This window comes from Kitasatospora sp. NPDC088861 (assembly GCF_044750105.1).
Classification (GTDB): Bacteria; Actinomycetota; Actinomycetes; order Streptomycetales; family Streptomycetaceae; genus Kitasatospora.
In genome coordinates this window covers 281,679-298,445 of record NZ_JBIVJF010000004.1, presented here as the reverse complement: position 1 = coordinate 298,445, position 16,767 = coordinate 281,679, and the positions used below count along the sequence as shown (strand labels likewise).

At 74.6% G+C, this 16,767-nt stretch carries 13 protein-coding genes; 3 read left to right on the top strand and 10 right to left on the bottom strand.

The window, feature by feature from the left end:
• Nucleotides 1–20: 20 nt before the first annotated feature.
• Both ACIP37_RS10520 and ACIP37_RS10515 read left to right on the top strand, forming a co-directional pair.
• Nucleotides 21–1,517 carry a diaminobutyrate--2-oxoglutarate transaminase gene (locus ACIP37_RS10520; RefSeq protein ID WP_400804892.1) on the top strand — a complete coding sequence of 499 codons (1,497 nt, stop codon included), beginning with the start codon at nt 21–23 and terminating at the stop codon, nt 1,515–1,517.
• Between the two features lie 239 nt (nt 1,518–1,756).
• On the top strand, nt 1,757–3,220 hold the full coding sequence (locus tag ACIP37_RS10515; RefSeq protein ID WP_400804895.1) for a pyridoxal phosphate-dependent decarboxylase family protein: 1,464 nt from the start codon (nt 1,757–1,759) through the stop codon (nt 3,218–3,220).
• Between the two features lie 204 nt (nt 3,221–3,424).
• Here ACIP37_RS10515 and ACIP37_RS10510 read toward each other — a convergent pair whose 3' ends face one another.
• From ACIP37_RS10510 to ACIP37_RS10465, 10 genes are all read right to left on the bottom strand, one after another.
• On the bottom strand, nt 3,425–4,222 hold the full coding sequence (locus ACIP37_RS10510) for an inositol monophosphatase family protein (protein WP_400805280.1): 798 nt from the start codon (nt 4,220–4,222) through the stop codon (nt 3,425–3,427).
• 250 nt (nt 4,223–4,472) lie between these two features.
• Nucleotides 4,473–5,693, bottom strand: coding sequence for a type III PLP-dependent enzyme (locus ACIP37_RS10505; RefSeq protein WP_400804898.1), 1,221 nt, complete (start codon nt 5,691–5,693; stop codon nt 4,473–4,475).
• Nucleotides 5,690–7,444: an IucA/IucC family protein gene (locus ACIP37_RS10500; protein WP_400804901.1), complete on the bottom strand. Its 1,755-nt coding sequence runs from the start codon at nt 7,442–7,444 to the stop codon at nt 5,690–5,692. The genes ACIP37_RS10505 and ACIP37_RS10500 overlap by 4 nt, the downstream gene beginning before the upstream one ends.
• Nucleotides 7,441–8,661, bottom strand: a complete 1,221-nt coding sequence (locus ACIP37_RS10495) for an MFS transporter (protein WP_400804904.1) — start codon at nt 8,659–8,661, stop codon at nt 7,441–7,443. The genes ACIP37_RS10500 and ACIP37_RS10495 overlap by 4 nt, the downstream gene beginning before the upstream one ends.
• Complete coding sequence (locus ACIP37_RS10490; protein ID WP_400804907.1) at nt 8,658–10,373, bottom strand: IucA/IucC family protein; 1,716 nt, start codon at nt 10,371–10,373, stop codon at nt 8,658–8,660. Before ACIP37_RS10490 ends, ACIP37_RS10495 begins: the two co-directional genes overlap by 4 nt.
• The gene (locus ACIP37_RS10485; RefSeq protein WP_400804910.1) at nt 10,370–11,578 is read right to left on the bottom strand and encodes an acetyl-CoA carboxylase biotin carboxylase subunit family protein; all 1,209 of its coding nucleotides are present in this window, start codon (nt 11,576–11,578) and stop codon (nt 10,370–10,372) included. The genes ACIP37_RS10490 and ACIP37_RS10485 overlap by 4 nt, the downstream gene beginning before the upstream one ends.
• A gap of 103 nt (nt 11,579–11,681) precedes the next feature.
• Entirely contained in the window at nt 11,682–12,671 is a 990-nt protein-coding gene (locus ACIP37_RS10480) for an ABC transporter substrate-binding protein (RefSeq protein ID WP_400804913.1), read from the bottom strand.
• A 100-nt stretch (nt 12,672–12,771) separates the two neighbouring features.
• Complete coding sequence (locus tag ACIP37_RS10475; RefSeq protein WP_363627563.1) at nt 12,772–13,614, bottom strand: ABC transporter ATP-binding protein; 843 nt, start codon at nt 13,612–13,614, stop codon at nt 12,772–12,774.
• The gene (locus ACIP37_RS10470; protein ID WP_400804917.1) at nt 13,614–14,648 is read right to left on the bottom strand and encodes a FecCD family ABC transporter permease; all 1,035 of its coding nucleotides are present in this window, start codon (nt 14,646–14,648) and stop codon (nt 13,614–13,616) included. Before ACIP37_RS10470 ends, ACIP37_RS10475 begins: the two co-directional genes overlap by 1 nt.
• Nucleotides 14,645–15,610 carry a FecCD family ABC transporter permease gene (locus ACIP37_RS10465; RefSeq protein WP_400805282.1) on the bottom strand — a complete coding sequence of 322 codons (966 nt, stop codon included), beginning with the start codon at nt 15,608–15,610 and terminating at the stop codon, nt 14,645–14,647. Before ACIP37_RS10465 ends, ACIP37_RS10470 begins: the two co-directional genes overlap by 4 nt.
• Nucleotides 15,611–15,884: 274 nt before the next feature.
• On the opposite strand from ACIP37_RS10465, the gene ACIP37_RS10460 reads away from it, so the two are divergent.
• Nucleotides 15,885–16,685 carry a (2Fe-2S)-binding protein gene (locus tag ACIP37_RS10460; protein ID WP_363579372.1) on the top strand — a complete coding sequence of 267 codons (801 nt, stop codon included), beginning with the start codon at nt 15,885–15,887 and terminating at the stop codon, nt 16,683–16,685.
• The last annotated feature ends 82 nt before the right edge of the window (nt 16,686–16,767 follow it).

Genomic DNA, 16,767 nt, shown 5'->3' with positions numbered 1-16,767 from the left:
ACTTCTTCTGGGGGTTTGCCTTGTCGCTCGCCGCCGTTCCCGCCCAGGTTCCGGCCTCCTCCTCCGGAACTGTCGGAGCCGCCGGAGCCGTCGGAGGTGTCGAATCCGCCGGTGTCGCTGGAGCCGCCGGTGCCCCGGCCTCCGGCGAGGCCATCCTGCGCCGCCAGCGCGTACGCGAGTCCGCCGCCCGTACGTACGCCCGGTCCTTCCCGATCGTCCCGGTACGGGCCCACGGCATGACCGTCGAGGGCGCCGACGGGCGGCGCTACCTGGACTGCCTCTCCGGCGCCGGGACGCTCGCCCTCGGGCACAACCACCCGGTGGTGCTGGAGGCGATCCGCCGCACCCTCGACAGCGGCGCCCCGCTGCACCTGCTCGACCTCGCCACCGCCGAGAAGGACGACTTCACCAGCGCCCTCTTCGAGAGCCTGCCCGCCGACTTCGCCGCCGGCGCCCGGATCCACTTCTGCGGGCCGGCCGGCACCGACGCCGTCGAGGCCGCGCTCAAGCTGATGCAGACCGCCACCGGCCGGTCCGGCGCGCTCGCCTTCACCGGCGCCTACCACGGCATGACCGCCGGAGCCCTGGCGCTCACCGGAAACGTCGCCGTCAAGGAACCGCTGCCGAGCGGCGGCGAGGTCGTCCGGCTGCCCTACCCGTACGGCTACCGCTGCCCGTTCGGCGTCGGCGGCGAGGCCGGCGCCGACCTCGCCGCGACCTACGTCGAACGGCTGCTCGACGACCCCTCGGGCGGGGTCGTCCCGCCCGCCGCGATGATCCTGGAAGCCGTCCAGGGCGAGGGCGGCGTCGTCCCCGCGCCCGACGGCTGGCTGCGCGAGATGCGCCGGATCACGGCCGAGCGGGGCATCCCGCTGATCGTCGACGAGGTGCAGACCGGCGTCGGGCGCACCGGGGCGATGTGGGCCGTCGAGCACAGCGGCATCGTCCCGGACGCCATGGTGCTCTCCAAAGCCATCGGCGGCAGCCTGCCGCTCGCCGTCGTCGTCTACCGGGAGGACTACGACGGCTGGCGCCCCGGCGCCCACACCGGCACCTTCCGCGGCAACACCCTCGCCATGGCCGCCGGCGCCGCCACCCTGCGCCACGTCGCCGCCCACGGGCTGGCCGAGCGCGCCGCCGTCGTCGGCGAGCGGATGACCGCCCGGCTGCGCGGGCTCGCCGCCGAACTGCCGGTGATCGGCGACGTGCGCGGGCGCGGCCTGATGCTCGGCGTCGAACTCGTCGACCCCGCCGCCGATCCGGACGCCTGCGGGGCCAGGCCGGCCGACCCGGCGCTCGCCCGCCGGGTGCGGGAGGCCTGCCTGGCACGCGGGCTGATCGTCGAGCTCGGCGGGCGCCACGACGCGGTGCTGCGACTGCTGCCGCCGCTGACCATCACCGACGAGCAGGTCGCCGCGGTGCTCGACCGGCTGGCCGACGCGATCGCGGCCGCTGCGGCCGTCGAACCCGTCGCTGCGGCGAGCGCCGCGGCTCCCGCGGCCCGGGGCGCCGAATGAGCGCGCGGCGAGGGGGCGATGGCGGTTCAGGGGAAGGCTCGGGAGGAGGCTCGGGCGCCCGAGCCGGGGCCGGTGGTGACTCCGGTGCCGAGGGCGGTTCCGGGGCCGGAGTCGGGGCCGGTTCTGGAGTCGGGGCCGGTTCTGGAGTCGGAGGCGGTTCGAGGGCTGGTGGCGGTTCCGATGCGGGTTCCGGCTCGGGTTCCGGTGCCGCAGCCGGACTGCCCGGCGGGCCCGCCCCGTTGGACGCCCTCGCGGGCGGCGTCGGCGGGCCTGGCGCGCTCGGACCGCTGCTGGCCACCGTCCTCGACGCGCTCGACCACGGCATCGCCCTGCGCGGCGGGCCGCTGCCCGCAGGCAGTCCGGCCGAGCTCGGTGCGCTGGTCGCCGACGGTCTGGCCGGCGCCCACGGGCCCGGCGCGCTCGCCCGCCTCACCGAACTCCTCGCCTACGGCGCCGCCGACCCCGCCGACCCGGCCTGCGCCGCCCACCTGCACTGCCCGCCGCTCGCCGTGGCCGCCGCCGCCGACCTCGTGGTCAGCGCCCTCAACCCCTCCCTGGACTCCTGGGACCAGGCCCCCGCCGCCACCGCCCTGGAGACCGCCCTCCTCGCCGAACTCGCCGCCCTCGTCGGCTACGACCCGGCCCGCGCTGCCGGCGTCCTCACCTCCGGCGGCACCGAGTCCAACCTCATGGGACTGATGCTGGCACGGGACCAGAAGCTGGACGGCATCGTCGAATTGGACGGCATCCCGGCCGGAGTCCGGCCGTGCGTCGTCGCCTCCGAGGCCGCGCACTTCTCCGTCCAGCGCGCCGCCGCCCTGCTCGGGCTCGGCGAGCGCGCCGTCACCACCGTCCCCGTCGACCGGCAACTCCGGATGGAACCAAAGGAGTTGGAGCGGACCCTGGCCGAGGCCAGCTGGGCCGGACGCACCCCGATTGCCATCGTCGCCACCGCCGGCACCACCGACACCGGCGGCATCGATCCGCTGCACGTCGCCGCCGACCTGGCCGGCCGCTACGGCGCCTGGCTGCACGTCGACGCCGCGTACGGCGGCGGCGCGCTGCTCTCCGACCGGCTCGCCCCGCTCCTCGACGGCATCGACCGCGCCGACTCCGTCTCCCTCGACTGGCACAAACTCGGCTGGCAGCCCGCCGCCGCCGGCGTCTTCCTGGTCCGCCGCACCGAGACCTACGTCTCGCTCGCCCGCCGCGCCGAGTACCTCAACCCCGTGGACGACGAGCAGGCCGGCTACCCCAGCCTGCTCGGCCGCTCGCTGCGCACCACCCGGCGGGCCGACGCTTTCAAACTCGCCGTCACCTTGCGCACCCTCGGCCGCGACGGGCTCGGCCGACTCGTCGACGCCTGCCACGAACTCGCCTGGTCGGCCGCCGAGGCCGTCCGCGCCGAACCGTCGCTCGAACTCCACGCCGAACCCGCGCTGACCGTCGTGCTGTTCCGCTACCGGCCGCCGGGCCTGACCGACGAGGCTGCCGTCGACGAACTCAACGGCAGCCTGCGCCGGTTGCTGCTGCACACCGGGCGGGCGGTGGTCGGGCGGACCGAACTCCCGGGCGAGGGGCCGGGCCGGGTGAGGCTCAAGCTCACCCTGCTCAACCCGCACGCCACGGCGGGGGAGGTCCGTGCACTGCTGCGCGAGGTGGTGGGCGCCGGGCGGAAGGCCGAGGGGGACCGGGCCGGCTAGGCGCGCGCTGCGGGGAGTCGGTCATCGCCGGTCATCGCCGGCCGACCGGCGCCCGGGCAGGCCCCGTTCGGGACCGAGGACCAGGGCGCCGATTCATGACCGCGACCGGATGACCATGGTTGCCGCGGTGGCGGTGGCGGTGGCGGTGGCGGGTGGCGGTGGCGGTGGCGGTGGCGGTGGCGGCGTGGCTGTGGTTGCGGTCGGTCAGTCGCTCAGGAGTGTGGTGCGGGTGAGCTCCCAGGTCTCCGGGTCGGCGGCGACCAGCAGGCCGTTCTCGCAGCCGGGGGCCTCGGGGCGGTAGGGGGTGCCGTCCAGCCGGGCGGACACGCCGCCGGCCTCGGTGACGAGCAGGGAGCCGGGGGCGTGGTCCCAGGGGAGGGTGCGCCAGTAGAGGAGGAAGTCGAAGCGGCCCTCGACGACGTCCGGGTACTCGATTCCGGCGGCGTGCCGACCGGGGGAGACCTCGCCGAAGGCCGACTCGTTGGCCTGCAAACGCCGGCGGTGTTCCGGGTCGAGGTAGCGGCTCTTCACGGATCCGCGCAGCTTCGCGGCGTCGCGCGGTGCCGGCGGCCGGGTCAGGCGCACGCCGTCGCGCCAGGCCCCGGAGCCCAGTTCGGCACAGTAGGCGGTGGCGGTGGCGGGCTGCCAGATCCAGGAGGCGACGGTCTCTCCGCCGCGGACGAGCGAGCACATCACGGCGTACTCGGGGCGGCCTGCGACGAAGTTGGCGGTGCCGTCGACCGGGTCGACCAGCCAGGCGGCGGGCTCGTCGTGGAGGGCCTGGGCGAGTTCGGGGTCGGCGGAGACCGCCTCCTCGCCGACCACGGGGACGGGCAGCAGCTCGCGCAGGCGGCGGGCGATGATCACCTCGGCCTCGCGGTCGGCGACCGTCACGATCTCGCCGGGCGCCTTCTCCATCACCTCGCCGGCGGCCAGCGCCCGGAAGCGCGGCTCCACCACCTCGGCCGACGCCTCGGCGAGTATCGCCGCCACCTTGTCCATCAGCACGTTCGCGCTCCCTTCGCTGCCTACCACTGTCGCACGAGTGTGCGGAGGCGACCTGCGGCGACCCCTGGGGCGGGCGGGGCCTACGGGTGGGGTCCGGCGCGCGGACGGGCGGGCGGCGGGGCTCGAACAGGGAACGGCGAACAGATAACAGCTGACAGATAACAGATTTCGAAATCTGTTATCTGTCAGCTGTTATCTGTCGGCTGTTATCTGTTACCTGCTGCCCGCCGTCCCGGGGGTGCCTTCAGTCGCCCAGGTAGTGGAACCCCGGGCGCGGGTGCATCAGGAACTCGTGGTGCGAGATGTTCCAGGCGTACGCGCCCGCCATCGCGAACAGCACCCGGTCGGCTGCCCGCAGGCCGTCGGCGTCGGCGGCGGCCCGGGCGAGGACGTCCTTCGGGGTGCAGAGCTGGCCGGCCAGGGTGGCGCGGCCGGTGGCGACGGCGGGGCGCGGCCACGGGTGCGGCCAGGCGTCGACCGGGAGCACCTCGAAAGGCTGGGAGTGCCCCCGGGTGGCGGGGGTGCGCAGGTGGTGGGTGCCGCCACGGACCACCGCGAAGTCCTCGCCGTGGCTCTGCTTCACGTCCAGCACCTCGGTCGCGTACCAGCCGCAGTGGGCGGTCAGGGCCCGGCCGGGTTCGATCCGCAGGGTCAGACCGGGGTGGGCGTCCAGCAGCTTGGCCAGCCCTTCGCCGAAGGCCGTCCAGTCGAAGTGGTTCGCCGGGTCGTCGTAGTCCACGGCCATTCCGCCGCCGACGTTGACCTCCGCCAGCGGGAAGCCGTGCCGCTCGGCCAGCGCGGCCGACCAGGCCACGATCTGCTCGGCGACGGCCAGTTGCTCAGCCGCCGCGAGCCCGCTGGCCAGATGGGCGTGCACGCCGCGCAGACGCAGCCGCCGTCCGAGCGGGCCGGTGCCGTCGCCGGTGCCGTCGCCGGTGAGCTGGCGCACGCACTCCTCGGCGCGGTCCGGGTCGAGCCCGAAGGGCGTCGGTCGCCCACCCATCGCGAGTGCCACCGCGTCGAGCGCACCGGTGGCGACCGGCAGGTTGACCCGTAGCAGCACGTCGACCACCGTGCCCGGCCGGTCCGCGAGGACGGCGTCGAGCCGGTGCAGTTCCTGCTCGCTCTCGATGTGCCAGCGGTGCACCCCGGCGTCCACGGCGGCGGCGATCTCGGCGGGCGTCTTGCCAGGGCCGCCGAAGGCCAGCGGCGCGTCCGGAACGGCCGCCCGCACGTGCGCCAACTCACCTCCGCTGGAGACCTCGTAGCCGTCGACCGCGTCGCGCAGCGCGGCCAGCAGCGGCGCCTCCGGATTGGCCTTGGCGGCGTAGTACAGCTCGACCCGCGCGGGCAGCGCGGCCCGGACGGCGGTGGCGTGCGCGCGCAGCGCCGCCAGGTCGTAGACGTAAGCGGGCAGGGCGTCGGGCGCGAGGGCGGCGACGTGCCGGCGGACGATCTCGGTCATCGGGCGGCGCTCCCGAGGGAGAGGGGGGTAGCGGTGCGGGCGGCCTGGGCGAGGACGGATCCGGCGAGCGGCGAGGGCAGGCGGACGTAGCCGGCCTGTCGGTCGGCCTTGCGTTCCCAACGGGTGAGCAGGTTGGCCTTGGCCGGCAGCGGCACGCCCGCGAGCAGCGCCCGCAGCCGGGGCGGGCGGCCGTGGCCTGCCGCGTACTGCTCCAGGGTGTCCCGGACCGCCTGCCACAGGGCGCCCTCCAGCTCGGGGTGGCGGTCGGCGAGGACGGCCAGCAGTTCGGCGACGTGGTTGACCAGCAGGCAGTAGACCACCCGGTCCCAGCCGCGTTCGGCGTCGTACGTCATCGGCCCGGCGACCTCGGGCGGGAGGGCGGCCAGGATGTCGGCGTTGTGCTCGGGGACGAGCTTGGTGCCCTCCAGGTCGCGGAAGAGCACCTGGGTGGGGCACCCGGTGGCGTCGACGCCGATGAGCACGTTCTGCAGGTGCGGCTCCAGCACCACGCCGTGGTCGAAGTAGGCGGCGAGCACGGGCGGGATGAGCAGCCCCAGATAGGCCCGCCACCAGTCCAGGGCCCGGAAGGCGTCCGAACTCCCGTCCAGCAGACGGGAGATGTGGGCGGAGCTGGTCGGGTGCTCGTCGGCGACGGCGGCGGCCAGCAGCGGGGTGACGCCGGGCCGCAGCACGCCGCCGAAGCCCTCGCGGACGATCAGGCCGAAGCCCTCGTACAGCGCCTGGTCGGGTCGGCCGTCGGCGCCGGGCAGGGCGAGGGTGCGGAACGCGGGCTCGCGCAGCATCGCCGCGTCGGGGAAGCGCCGGGCGAGGTCGGCGAGGGCGGGGGCGAGCAGCCGGGTGAGTTCGACGGCGCCAGTGAGCTCGTAAGCGGCGTTCTTGCGCAGGCAGTTGGTGATGCGCACGTTGAGGCTGAACTTGAGGAAGGCGTCCGCGCCGTGGAGGGTGCGCACCGAGGCGGTGGCGGCGAACTCCTCGCCGCGCGGCCCGAGGTCGAGGACGTCCCCGCGGTCCAGGGCGTCGCGCAACAGCGGGTGATCGCCGATGAGTTGGTACTGCCAGGGGTGGGCGGGCAGCAGGCGGTATCCGTCCGGGACGTCGCCGAGGCCGTCCAGCAGGGCGCTCGCGCTCTCGTCCAGGGACTGCTCGGTGAGCAGTTCGGTGCGGACGGCGAGGTGGCGCAGCGGGAACGCCGCACGGGACTCCGGGGCGTACCCGCGCCAGTCCCCCCGAGCGGCGGAGCGGGACTTGGGCGCCGGGTGGAAGCGGTGGCCGAACAGCAGGGCCTGCTCGGACTCCAGGTAGCGATCCGGTCCGGAGACCGGGCGGTCGGCCAGGCTCTGCCGGAGGCCGTCGTGGCTGGAGGTGACCTGGCCGAGGAACTCCTCGTTCACCGTGCCGGTGCGCAGCTCCAGTTCGTCCTGCACGTGTTCCGCCAGCTCTCGCCAGTTCAACTCCGCCCAGATGCCGCCTCGTTCGATCTCGACCGGGCCGGTGAAGCGGTGCGCGCCGAGCAGCGAGGTGCGGCGCAGGGCGATCCGCAGCAGGGCGCCGCGCCGGGGCAGGCGCAGCAGCAGGCGGCCGTCGGCCACGGCGGTCTGGTGCTCGGGGGCGGAGACCTCGCGCAGCAGGCAGTTCAGCAGGGTGTGGGCCACCGCGTCGTCGGCGGTGGGCAGTTCGTGGCTGATCGGCTCGTGGGTGATCGACTTGGGGGCGATCGGCTCGGGGGTCATCGGCGACTCCAGCGCTGGCGGAGGGACGGGAGGGAGAATGCGGTGGCCGCGACGGCGGCCAGCAGGGCGGCGGCGGTGCCGGCCACCACGGGCGCGGCGGCGCCGAACTGCCCGTTGGCCAGCGCTGCGACGGCGCCGGCGGCGACGGCGCCGCCCTTGGAGACGAGTTCGAGCGTGCCGAACATCCGCCCGGGCGCGCGCCCTTGGGCCGCTCCGGCGGCGAGCACGGCGAGGCAGACCAGGCCGAGCGTGAGCCCGGCGCCGAGCAGCAGCCGGACGGCGACGAAGACCGGGAGCGAGTACGCGACGGCGTGCCCGGCCAGGCCGAGCGCGACGAGGCCGAAGCCGAGTGCGATGCCGGTGTGCGGGCGGGCGTGGAACAGCGTGTGGACGCGTGCGGCGAACACCAGGTAGCACAGGTGCGGCAGGGCGAACAGCACGCCGGTGGTGGTGCCGGAGACGCCGGGAAGCCGTTGCTCGGCGAGCGAGATGAGATAGGGGAAGGAGATGACGGTGGCGAAGACGAAGACGAACTCGAAGACGTAGAGCGGGAGGAGCGGGGCGGCGGGTGCCCGCTCGGCGCGGCCCTCCGACGCGGGGGTGGCCGCCGGACGGTCCGGCTCGGGCAGCAGGGACAGCAGCAGCGCGGCGGCGAGCGGGAGGACGGCCATCACCAGGTACTGGCGGTGCGGGTCGATCCACGGGGACAGCGCGCCGACCAGGATCGGTGCGGCCACCAGGGCCGCCCGGGCGCTGCCTTGCATCAGGGTGAGTGCGCGGGACAGCCGCGGTCCGTCGAGGGCGGCGGCGAGGTAGCCGTTGGTGGCGGCGAAGGTGCCGCCGAGGAAGCCCTGAAGGACCAGCGCGAGGGTGAACGCGGGCAGGCTGTCGGCGGCCCCGGCCAGCAGGAAGGAGACGGTGAGCCCGAGTTGGGCGCGCAGCAGCAGCCGCTTGCGGCCGAAGCGGTCGGCGAGCCGGCCCCACAGCGGTGCGCCGAGCGCGCTGAAGACCGTCGGGACGATGTAGAGCACGCCGGCCCACCGGGCCTGCGGATCGCCGAGCGTGGGCAGGATCGCGGTCAGGTACGGCGGCAGGCCCAGCGCGGCGAAGGAGGCGACGAAGTAGCAGGCGGCGACGGCGTGCACCTGGCGGCGGCCGAGTCCGCCGGAGTGGTCGGTCCCGTGGCCGGACCGCTGCGAAACGGTCTCCACACTCACCGGGTGATCCCGTCCGCCAGCAGGTAGTTGGGGCCGCTGGTGTAGTGCTTGTTGATGTCGGCGGCGCCCGAGCGCTGCTTGCTGAGCAGGGTCCCGGCGCTGACCATGGCCTTGACCGGCAGGCGTTCGGCCTCCAGCAGGTCCGTCCGCAGCGGCTCACCGGCCGGTCCGATCCGGTCCACCGCTTCGGCCAGGCGCTTTCGCAACAGTGCGAGCACGTCGGTGAGTTCGGCGCGACGGTGCTCGGCGAGGCCGAACGCGAGCGCGCCGGTGCACAGGTGGCCGGTGATGGTGGTGAACAGGTCGGTGAGCGCCCGGTCGTCGTCGCCGAAGATCCGGGCGTCGTCGAAGTCGGCCCGGGTCGGGGCGAGTTCGCCGAGGCGGGCGGTCATCCGGGCGGTGTGCACGCGCGGGCCGTCGTCGTCCTTGTAGAGCAGGCGCAGTCCGTCGCCGTCGAGCACCAGGGAGGTGTTCTGCTGGTGCGACTCCAGTGCTATGCCGTAGTCGAACAGCGTGGTCTGCCAGTCCAGCAGCAGTTCCAGCAGGGAGTCGTAGAAGGCGAGTTGGTCGCCGTCGTGGAAGCGGTCGGCGAGGTGGTCGAGCACCAGGCGGCCCCCGGGCGCGGGGGCCAGCAGGGCGGCCAGCGGGACGGTGACGGCCCGCTCCAGCCCGGCGGGGTAGCGGCGCAGCAGGACGGCCAGCAGTTCGTGACCGGCGTGCGCCCAGGTCTGCTCGTCGGCGTGCAGGACGCGGCCGGCGAAGCGCGGCTCGCGGGCCAGCACGGCCTCGATCAGGCGCTGGCCGGCGGCGCCGTCGAGCAGTGTGCCGGGCTTGATGGTGCGGCGGTTGAGCCGGCCCAGCGTGGCGGTGGCGAGCGGGAGTTTGAGGTGGCAGGCGGGGTCGTCGGCGACGGCGACGGTGCGCATGGAGAGCGTCGGCACGACGGTCAGGTAGGGCCGTTCGGCGAGCACCGCGCGGTCGGCCAGGCCGACCGCCTCCAGTGCCTCGTCCAGCGGGGCGCCGACGGTGAGGGGGTGGACCGGCAGGGTGGTCCAGCCGTCGCCGGGGCAGGCGTCCGCAAGGCCCAGCCAGGCCGGAGTGGGCCACCAGCTCGGGAGCGGGCGCCGGCCGTGGGTGGTGAGGGCGTCGGTCGGGACGGCCAGCCAGCGCAGCTCGAACGCGGGGTGGAACTCCGGTGCGTAAGAGTTCAGTTGGTGTTCGGTGAGGCCGGACCGGCCGCGTGAGGTCGGGTAGACGGGGTGGTCGAGGTAGGCGGCCAGGGTGTCGTGGCCGAGGGCGGCGGCCAGACCGGTCCAGTCGGCCGGGTCCTCGCCGTACAGGTCGGTGAGCCGGGCGTGCACCTCGGGCCGCGCGCGCTCGTGCAGTTCCATGGTGGCGAGGGTCTGGCGGCACTCCTCGGCGAAAGCGTCCCAGCCGGGCCGGTCCTCGGCCTCGGCCAGGCCGGCCAGGGCTGCCACGATGGCGTCCAGGCCGGTGAGCCGGCGCCCGGCCAGCTCCAGTAGGGGCAGCCGGGCGGCGTACTCGCACTGGAAGCCCTCGACGGCGACGGGCAGGGCGAGTTCGGCGTCCGCGACGGTGAACCAGGCGCCGTCCGCGCGGTCCTCCACGGCGCCGCGGGTGCGCAGGCCGAGGACGTCCTCGCGCAGCAGGGCGGAGAGCACCCGCAGGGTGAGCTGCTCGTCGGCGGTCACGGGGTGATCTCCCAGCGGTTGGCGGCGCGGAACCGGGCGACGGCGGCGTCCACGGCTTCCTGGTCGGCGCCGATGGCCCACATCACGCCCAGGTAGTCGCGGTTGGTGCGGTAGTGCTCGTGCCGCTCGCCGAGCGGGCGCAGCGGGCGGTAGGCGAGCCGGACGCCGTCGCGCTCCTCGTCGTACGGCCCGGGGGCGGCGGTGAGGAGGCCGGCGCGGTCGGCGCAGACCACCTCGTTGCGGGCCCGGCGCGGGGTCGCGGCGCACTGCGCGCCGAGGTCCGCGGGGAGTTCCCGGCCGAGGTGGGCGGCGAGGATGTGCTCGAAGAGCGGGACGCCGAGGACCTCGGCGAGCATCAGGTCGCACTGGTCGCCGATGGCACGGTAGTTGACCTCGATGATCCGGGCACGGCCGTCGGGCTGCACGACGAACTCGGTGTGGCAGGCGCCGAGTCCGATCCCGAGCGCGTCGAGTTGGGCGAGCACCTGCGCGACCACCTCACCGGGGTGCGCGGGGACGAACTCCAGCACCTCCTCGATGAAGTCCGGCGGCGGGGAGAGCTGGGTGCGGAAGCCGCCGAGGACGTGCCGGCGGCGGCCGTCGCCGAGCGTCTCCAGGGTGCACAGCCGGCCGTCCAGGAACTCCTCGACGACCAGCGTCGCGCCGGCCCGGCGGTGCTGGATCTCCCGGCAGCGGAGGGCGAGTTCGGCGGCGTCGGCGACCAGTGTGACGTCCTCGCTGGCCACTCCCTCACGAGGTTTGACCACGCACGGGAACGGCGGCTCCAGCTCGGCCGGGTCCTGCCCGGGGGCCAACTCGGCGGACCAGACGGCGTCCTGGCCGGTCAGGGCGAGGTGGCGGCGCAGCTGGCCCTTGTCCTTGGCCCGCAGTGCGGCCTTCCAGTCCTTGGCGGGGAGGCCGAAGTACTCGGCGGCCAGGGCGGTCTGGGTCTGCAGGTGGTCGCTGTTGCTGAACACCGCGTCGGGCGCGTGGTGGCGGGAGACCAGGCTGATCACGGCGCGGAAGTCCCGGACGTCGCACTCCAGCACCGCGGGTGCGGTGAACGGGAGGTCGGCGTAGGCCTTCTGGTGGGGTTCGGCGTGGTCGGTCAGGACGGTGACGTCGAGCCCGAGCCGGGCGGCGGCGGGCAGGAAGCCGGCGGTGACCGAGTCGGTGGGGTTGAGGGCGAGCAGGTAGAGCCGCATGGGGTGGTGGTCCTTGAGGGTGGTGGCGGACGGGAGTGACGGCGGGCGGTGGCGGGGGCGGCCACAGCGGCAGCCGCCTCCGCCCGCCGTCGTCCGTCGGCGGTTACTTGGGTGCGTCCACGCCCGCGGCCTTGGCGATGTCGCCGAGCATGGCGTCGGCGGCCTGGACGCCGATGCCGGACATCCAGGTCTCGTCCGGGACGTTGAAGACCTTGCTGTTCTTGACGGCGTTCAGGCCCTGCCAGACCGGGGTCTGCTGGACCTCGCTCTCCTTGGTCTTGGACGGGTCGTCGGCGGTGGTGACGAACACCAGGTCGGCGTCGGCCTGGTTGATCTGCTCGGCGCTCACCTCGACGATGTTCTTGTCGACGTCCTGGGCGGCCGGGCGGGCCAGGCCGACGTCCTTGAGTACCACGCCGCTGTAGGAGGCCTTGGCGTAGAGGCGGGTCGGTCCGGCCACGAAGCGGACCACCGAGGCGGTCGGCATGGCGCCGCCGTTCTTCGCCTTGATCGCCTCACCGAGCTTGGCGGCCCGCGCCTCGTAGTCGGCGAGCGCCTTCTTGGCCGCGTCCTCCTTGCCGAGCGCCTGCGCGTAGAGGGCGAGGTTCTCCTTCCACGGGAACCCGGTGGTCTCGGCGAGCACGGTAGGCGCGATCGCGTTCAGCTGGTCGTAGACCTTGGCGTGGCGGACCTTGGAGGAGAGGATCAGGTCGGGCTTCAGGGAGGCGATCAGTTCCAGGTTCGGCTCGTTCATCGGGCCGACGTCCTTGGTGTCCTTGATCTTGTCCTTGAGGTAGTTCGGGAACCCGCCCTCGGTCTTCATGTGCGGCGACACCGCGCCGACCGGCGTGATGCCGAGCAGCGTGACGTCGTCCAGCTCGCCGCTGTCCAGCACCACGACGCGCTTGGGCTGGGCCTTGATCTGGGCGGTTCCGGCGGCGTGGGTGACGGTGCGCGGGAAGCCGGCGGACGCGCCGGCGCTCGCGGAGGAGGCGTCCCCGCTCTGCTTGGTCCCGCCGTCGCTGCCGCAGGCGGCGAGCAGCGTGGTGGACAGGGCGACGGCGAGGACGGCGACGGGGAGGCGGCGGTTCATGGGGGTCCTTGGATCGGGTCGAGCGGGCGTCGGGTTGCGGAGCGTCGAGGGTGAGGAGCGTCGGGGGTGACGAACGGGGGCAGTGGTCAGTGGTCAGTGGTCAGCGGTCGGCGGCGCGTGGCCGGGTCCGCGCCCGGGGGACGACCAGCGGCGTGCCGGTCTCCGGGTCGGGCACCACCCGGCACGGCACCTGGAACACGGTCTCGACCAGGTCGGCGGTGAGGACCTCGGCGGGCGGTCCGGCGGCGGCGAGCCGCCCGTCCTTGAGCACCACCAGGTGGTCGGCGTACCGGGCGGCCTGCCCGAGGTCGTGCAGCACCATGACGACGGTGCGTCCGGCCTCGGCGTGCAGGTCGGCGACCAGGTCGAGGACGTCGAGCTGGTGGCGCAGGTCGAGGAAGGTGGTCGGCTCGTCGAGCAGCAGCAGTTCGGTGTCCTGGGCGAGTGCGAGCGCGATCCAGGCGCGTTGGCGCTGCCCGCCGGAGAGCCGGTCGACCTGCTGCTCGCGCAGTTCGGCGGTGCCGGTCCGGGCGAGGGCGTCCTCGACGGCGGCCTGGTCGGTCTTGGACCACGGGCTGAGCATCCGCTGGTGCGGGTACCGGCCGAGCCGTACCAGCGCCTCGACGGTGATCGCCTCGGGGGTGACCGGCTGCTGCGGCAGCAGGCCCATCCGCTTGGCGAGGGCCCGGGCGGACATCCGGTGGATGTCGGAGCCGTCCAGGGTGACGGTGCCGGCGGCGGGGTCGAGCAGCCGGACCAGTCCGCGCAGCAGGGTCGACTTGCCGCAGGCGTTGGGCCCGACGATGGCGGTGACGGCGCCGCCGGGCAGTTCGAGGTCGAGCCCGTCGACGATCGTGCGGTCGCCGTAGCGCAGGTCGAGGCCGTGCGCGGCGAGCCGGTTGGCGGTGGTGGTGACGGACTCGACGGTCGTCGTGGGCGTCATCAGTTGCTCCTCTGGGGAGGCCGGCCCTGGCGGATCATCAGTGCCAGGAGCCAGGGCGCGCCGAGCGTGGCGGTGACGGCACCGACCGGCAGGCCGTGGACGGGGATCACGTGGAGCACGAGGAGGTCGGCGGACAGCAGCAGGACGGCGCCGGTGAGCGCGGTGAGTCCGAGCGTGCCGAGGGTGGGCGGCCCGGCGAGCAGCCGGACCAGGTGCGGTACGGCGAGCGCGACGAACGCGACCGGGCCGGTGAGGGCGGCGGCCAGCGAGGCGAGGGTGATGCCGAGCAGCAGCAGCCAGAGCCGGTCCCGGCCGGGGTTGAGGCCGAGGCCGCCGGCCGAGTCGTCGCCGAGGTCGAGGACCGCGATCCGCCGCTGGCAGAGCAGCACGGCCAGGGCGGTCAGCGCGATGGCGGTGCCGCCGATCCACACCTCGGTCCAGTTGCGGCCGTAGAGCGAGCCGGTGGTCCACTGCATCGCGGAGGAGGCCAGCTCGGCCGGGAATCGTACGATCATCAGGTTCACGGCGGCGGCGAGGCCCTGCTGCACCGCCAGGCCGACCAGCACCAGCCGGGTGACGGCCATCTTCGACCGCCAGGCGAGGCCGCCGAGCAGCAGCGCCGCCAGCAGTCCGCCGCCGAGCGCGGCCAGCGGGATCAGCTGCTGGGAGGCGCCGGTGGCGAGCATCAGCACCGCGCCGAAGGACGCGCCGCCGGTGACACCGATGGTGTCGGGGGAGGCCAGCGGGTTGCGGAAGAGCCGCTGGAGCATCGAGCCGGCCATCGCCAGCCCGGCCCCGGCGATCAGCGCCGACACCACCCTGGGCGCCCGGAACTGCTGCACCACCAGGACGTTTCCGGGTTCGCCCTGCCCGACCAGGGCGCGCAGCGCGTCCCATCCGGACAGGCTCACCTGTCCGGTGCCGAGCGCGACGCCCGTCAGCACCACCAGGACGACGGCGGCCAGCGCCGACCACACGGCGGTGCGGGCCCGGCGGCGGGCGAGCGTGCCGACGGGTACGGCGAGCGCGGTCACCGGGCCACCTTCCGGGCCAGTACGGCGAGAAGCGGCGCGCCGAGGAAGGCGGTCACGATGCCGACCTCGATCTCGGAGGGGCGCACCACGAGCCGTCCGAGCACGTCGGCGGCGAGCAGCAGCAGCGGACCGGCGATCAGGCAGCCCGGCAGCAGCCAGCGGTGGTCGTTGCCGAGCAGCGGGCGGACCAGGTGCGGCGCGGCCAGTCCGATGAACGCCACCGGCCCGGCGACGGCCACCGCACTGCCCGCGAGCAGGACGACGGCCAGCCCTCCGGCCAGTCGGATCCGGGCCACCGGCACGCCGAGCGACTGGGCGGTCTCGTCGCCGAGGGCCAGCGCGTTGAGGGCGGGCGAGATCGCGAACGCGCCCAGCATGCCGAGCACCAGGAACGGCAGCACGGGGGTGAGGGTGTCCAGCTGCCGCCCGCCGATCGAGCCGGCCAACCAGAACCGAGCCTCGTCCAGGGTGCGGTGACTGGCCAGCATCAGCGCGGAGGTCCAGGAGGTGAGCACCACGGTGAGCACGGTGCCGCCGAGCGCGAGCCGGACCGGGTCGAGGTCGCCGCCGCGCCGGGACATCGCGTACGCGGCGACCGCGGCGACGGCCGCCCCGGCGAAGGCGAACCAGACGTACTCGACGGGCCGGGTGAGGTCCAGCGCGTAGATCGCGGCGACCACGGCGAGACTCGCGCCGGCGTTGACGCCGAGGGTGACCGGGGAGGCGAGCGGGTTGCGGGTGACGCCCTGGGCGACAGCCCCGGCGACGCCGAGCGCGGCCCCGACGGCCAGTCCGATCACCGTTCGCGGCAGGCGAAGGCCCGTCACCACATCGGCGTCGCCGCCGTGGGCGGCCCCGGTGAGCGCGTCGGCCACGGTGGACAGCGGGATGGATCGGGAGCCGAGCGCGAGGCTCAGCGCGGCACACAGCACGAGCGCGCCCACACCGGCGACCAGCAGCAGGGGCCGCTGGACCGCAGACGATCGAGGCGTCGCCGGGGCCGTGGTGGCCGGCGGGTCGGTTCTCAACACGAGTCGACATCTTAGGTTAGGTTTGCCTAAGTTCGTCAATCTCGGGTCGCCTGGTCCGATGTCGGGCCGTTCGCCGCGGCGTCACCCCGCCCAGGTGTCGCGGGTGTCGCGCCGCCCAGCCCGGCCCCGGGTGGTGCACTCCCTGGGGCATTGTAAGGTGAGCCTCACCTTATTCGATCATGCGGAGTCGATCCACGGAGCGCCGATGATCCCCGGAACACCCCTGCCCGTCGCGCCGACGTCCACCCTGCCCGGCGACTACCGGCGCCTGCGCGAACTCTGCCCGGTGCTGGAGCTGCGCCTGCTCGGCGCCGACGAACCCGACCCCCGTGCCGCCGACGGCTGGTACTCGGGGGCCGAACTCGCCGCCGACGAACGGGCCCTGGCCGCCGTTCTGGCCGGCGAGGAGGAGCGCATCGCCGCCGAACACGGCCGCGCCCCCCGCCCGCACGTCACCGCCTCCAGACTGCTGCACCACTACGTCTGGTCCGCGTGCCTGCTCATCGCGGGCCCCTGGCACCTCGCCCGGAAAGTACCCCTCGTCGACCCCGCCGACCTCTGGCTGCACGCCCCCACCGGGGACCTCGCGCTGCGCCCGCGCGGCCACGTCACCCTCCCCGGCGACGACGAACTCCGCGCCGAACTGCGGGCCGCCGTGGTCGCCCACGTGGAGCCGGTGCTCGCTGCCTTCGCCGCCCCCAGCCGGCGCCGCGACCGCGCGCTCTGGGGCATGGTGACGGACGACCTCGCCTCCGCCGTCTGGTACCTCGGCCGGATGCTCGGCGAGGAGGACGCCGCCGTCGTCGCCGCCGGGGCGGTGCTGCCCGGCGGCACCCTCCCGCTGCCCGGCGCCGCCGACTTCCGCCGCCTGCACACCCCCGACGGGCGCGGCCACCACACCCGTACCCGGCTCGGCTGCTGCCTCTACTACGCCGTCAAGCCCGAGGCCGCCGCCTGCCTGACCTGCCCGCGCACCGGCGACGAGGAACGGCTGCGCCGGTTCTGAGGGGTCCGTCCGCGGATCGCCGTCGGGGATCCGCGGACGGGATTGTGTGGGGGAACCCTCGGGGACGGTTCGTTGTCAGTGG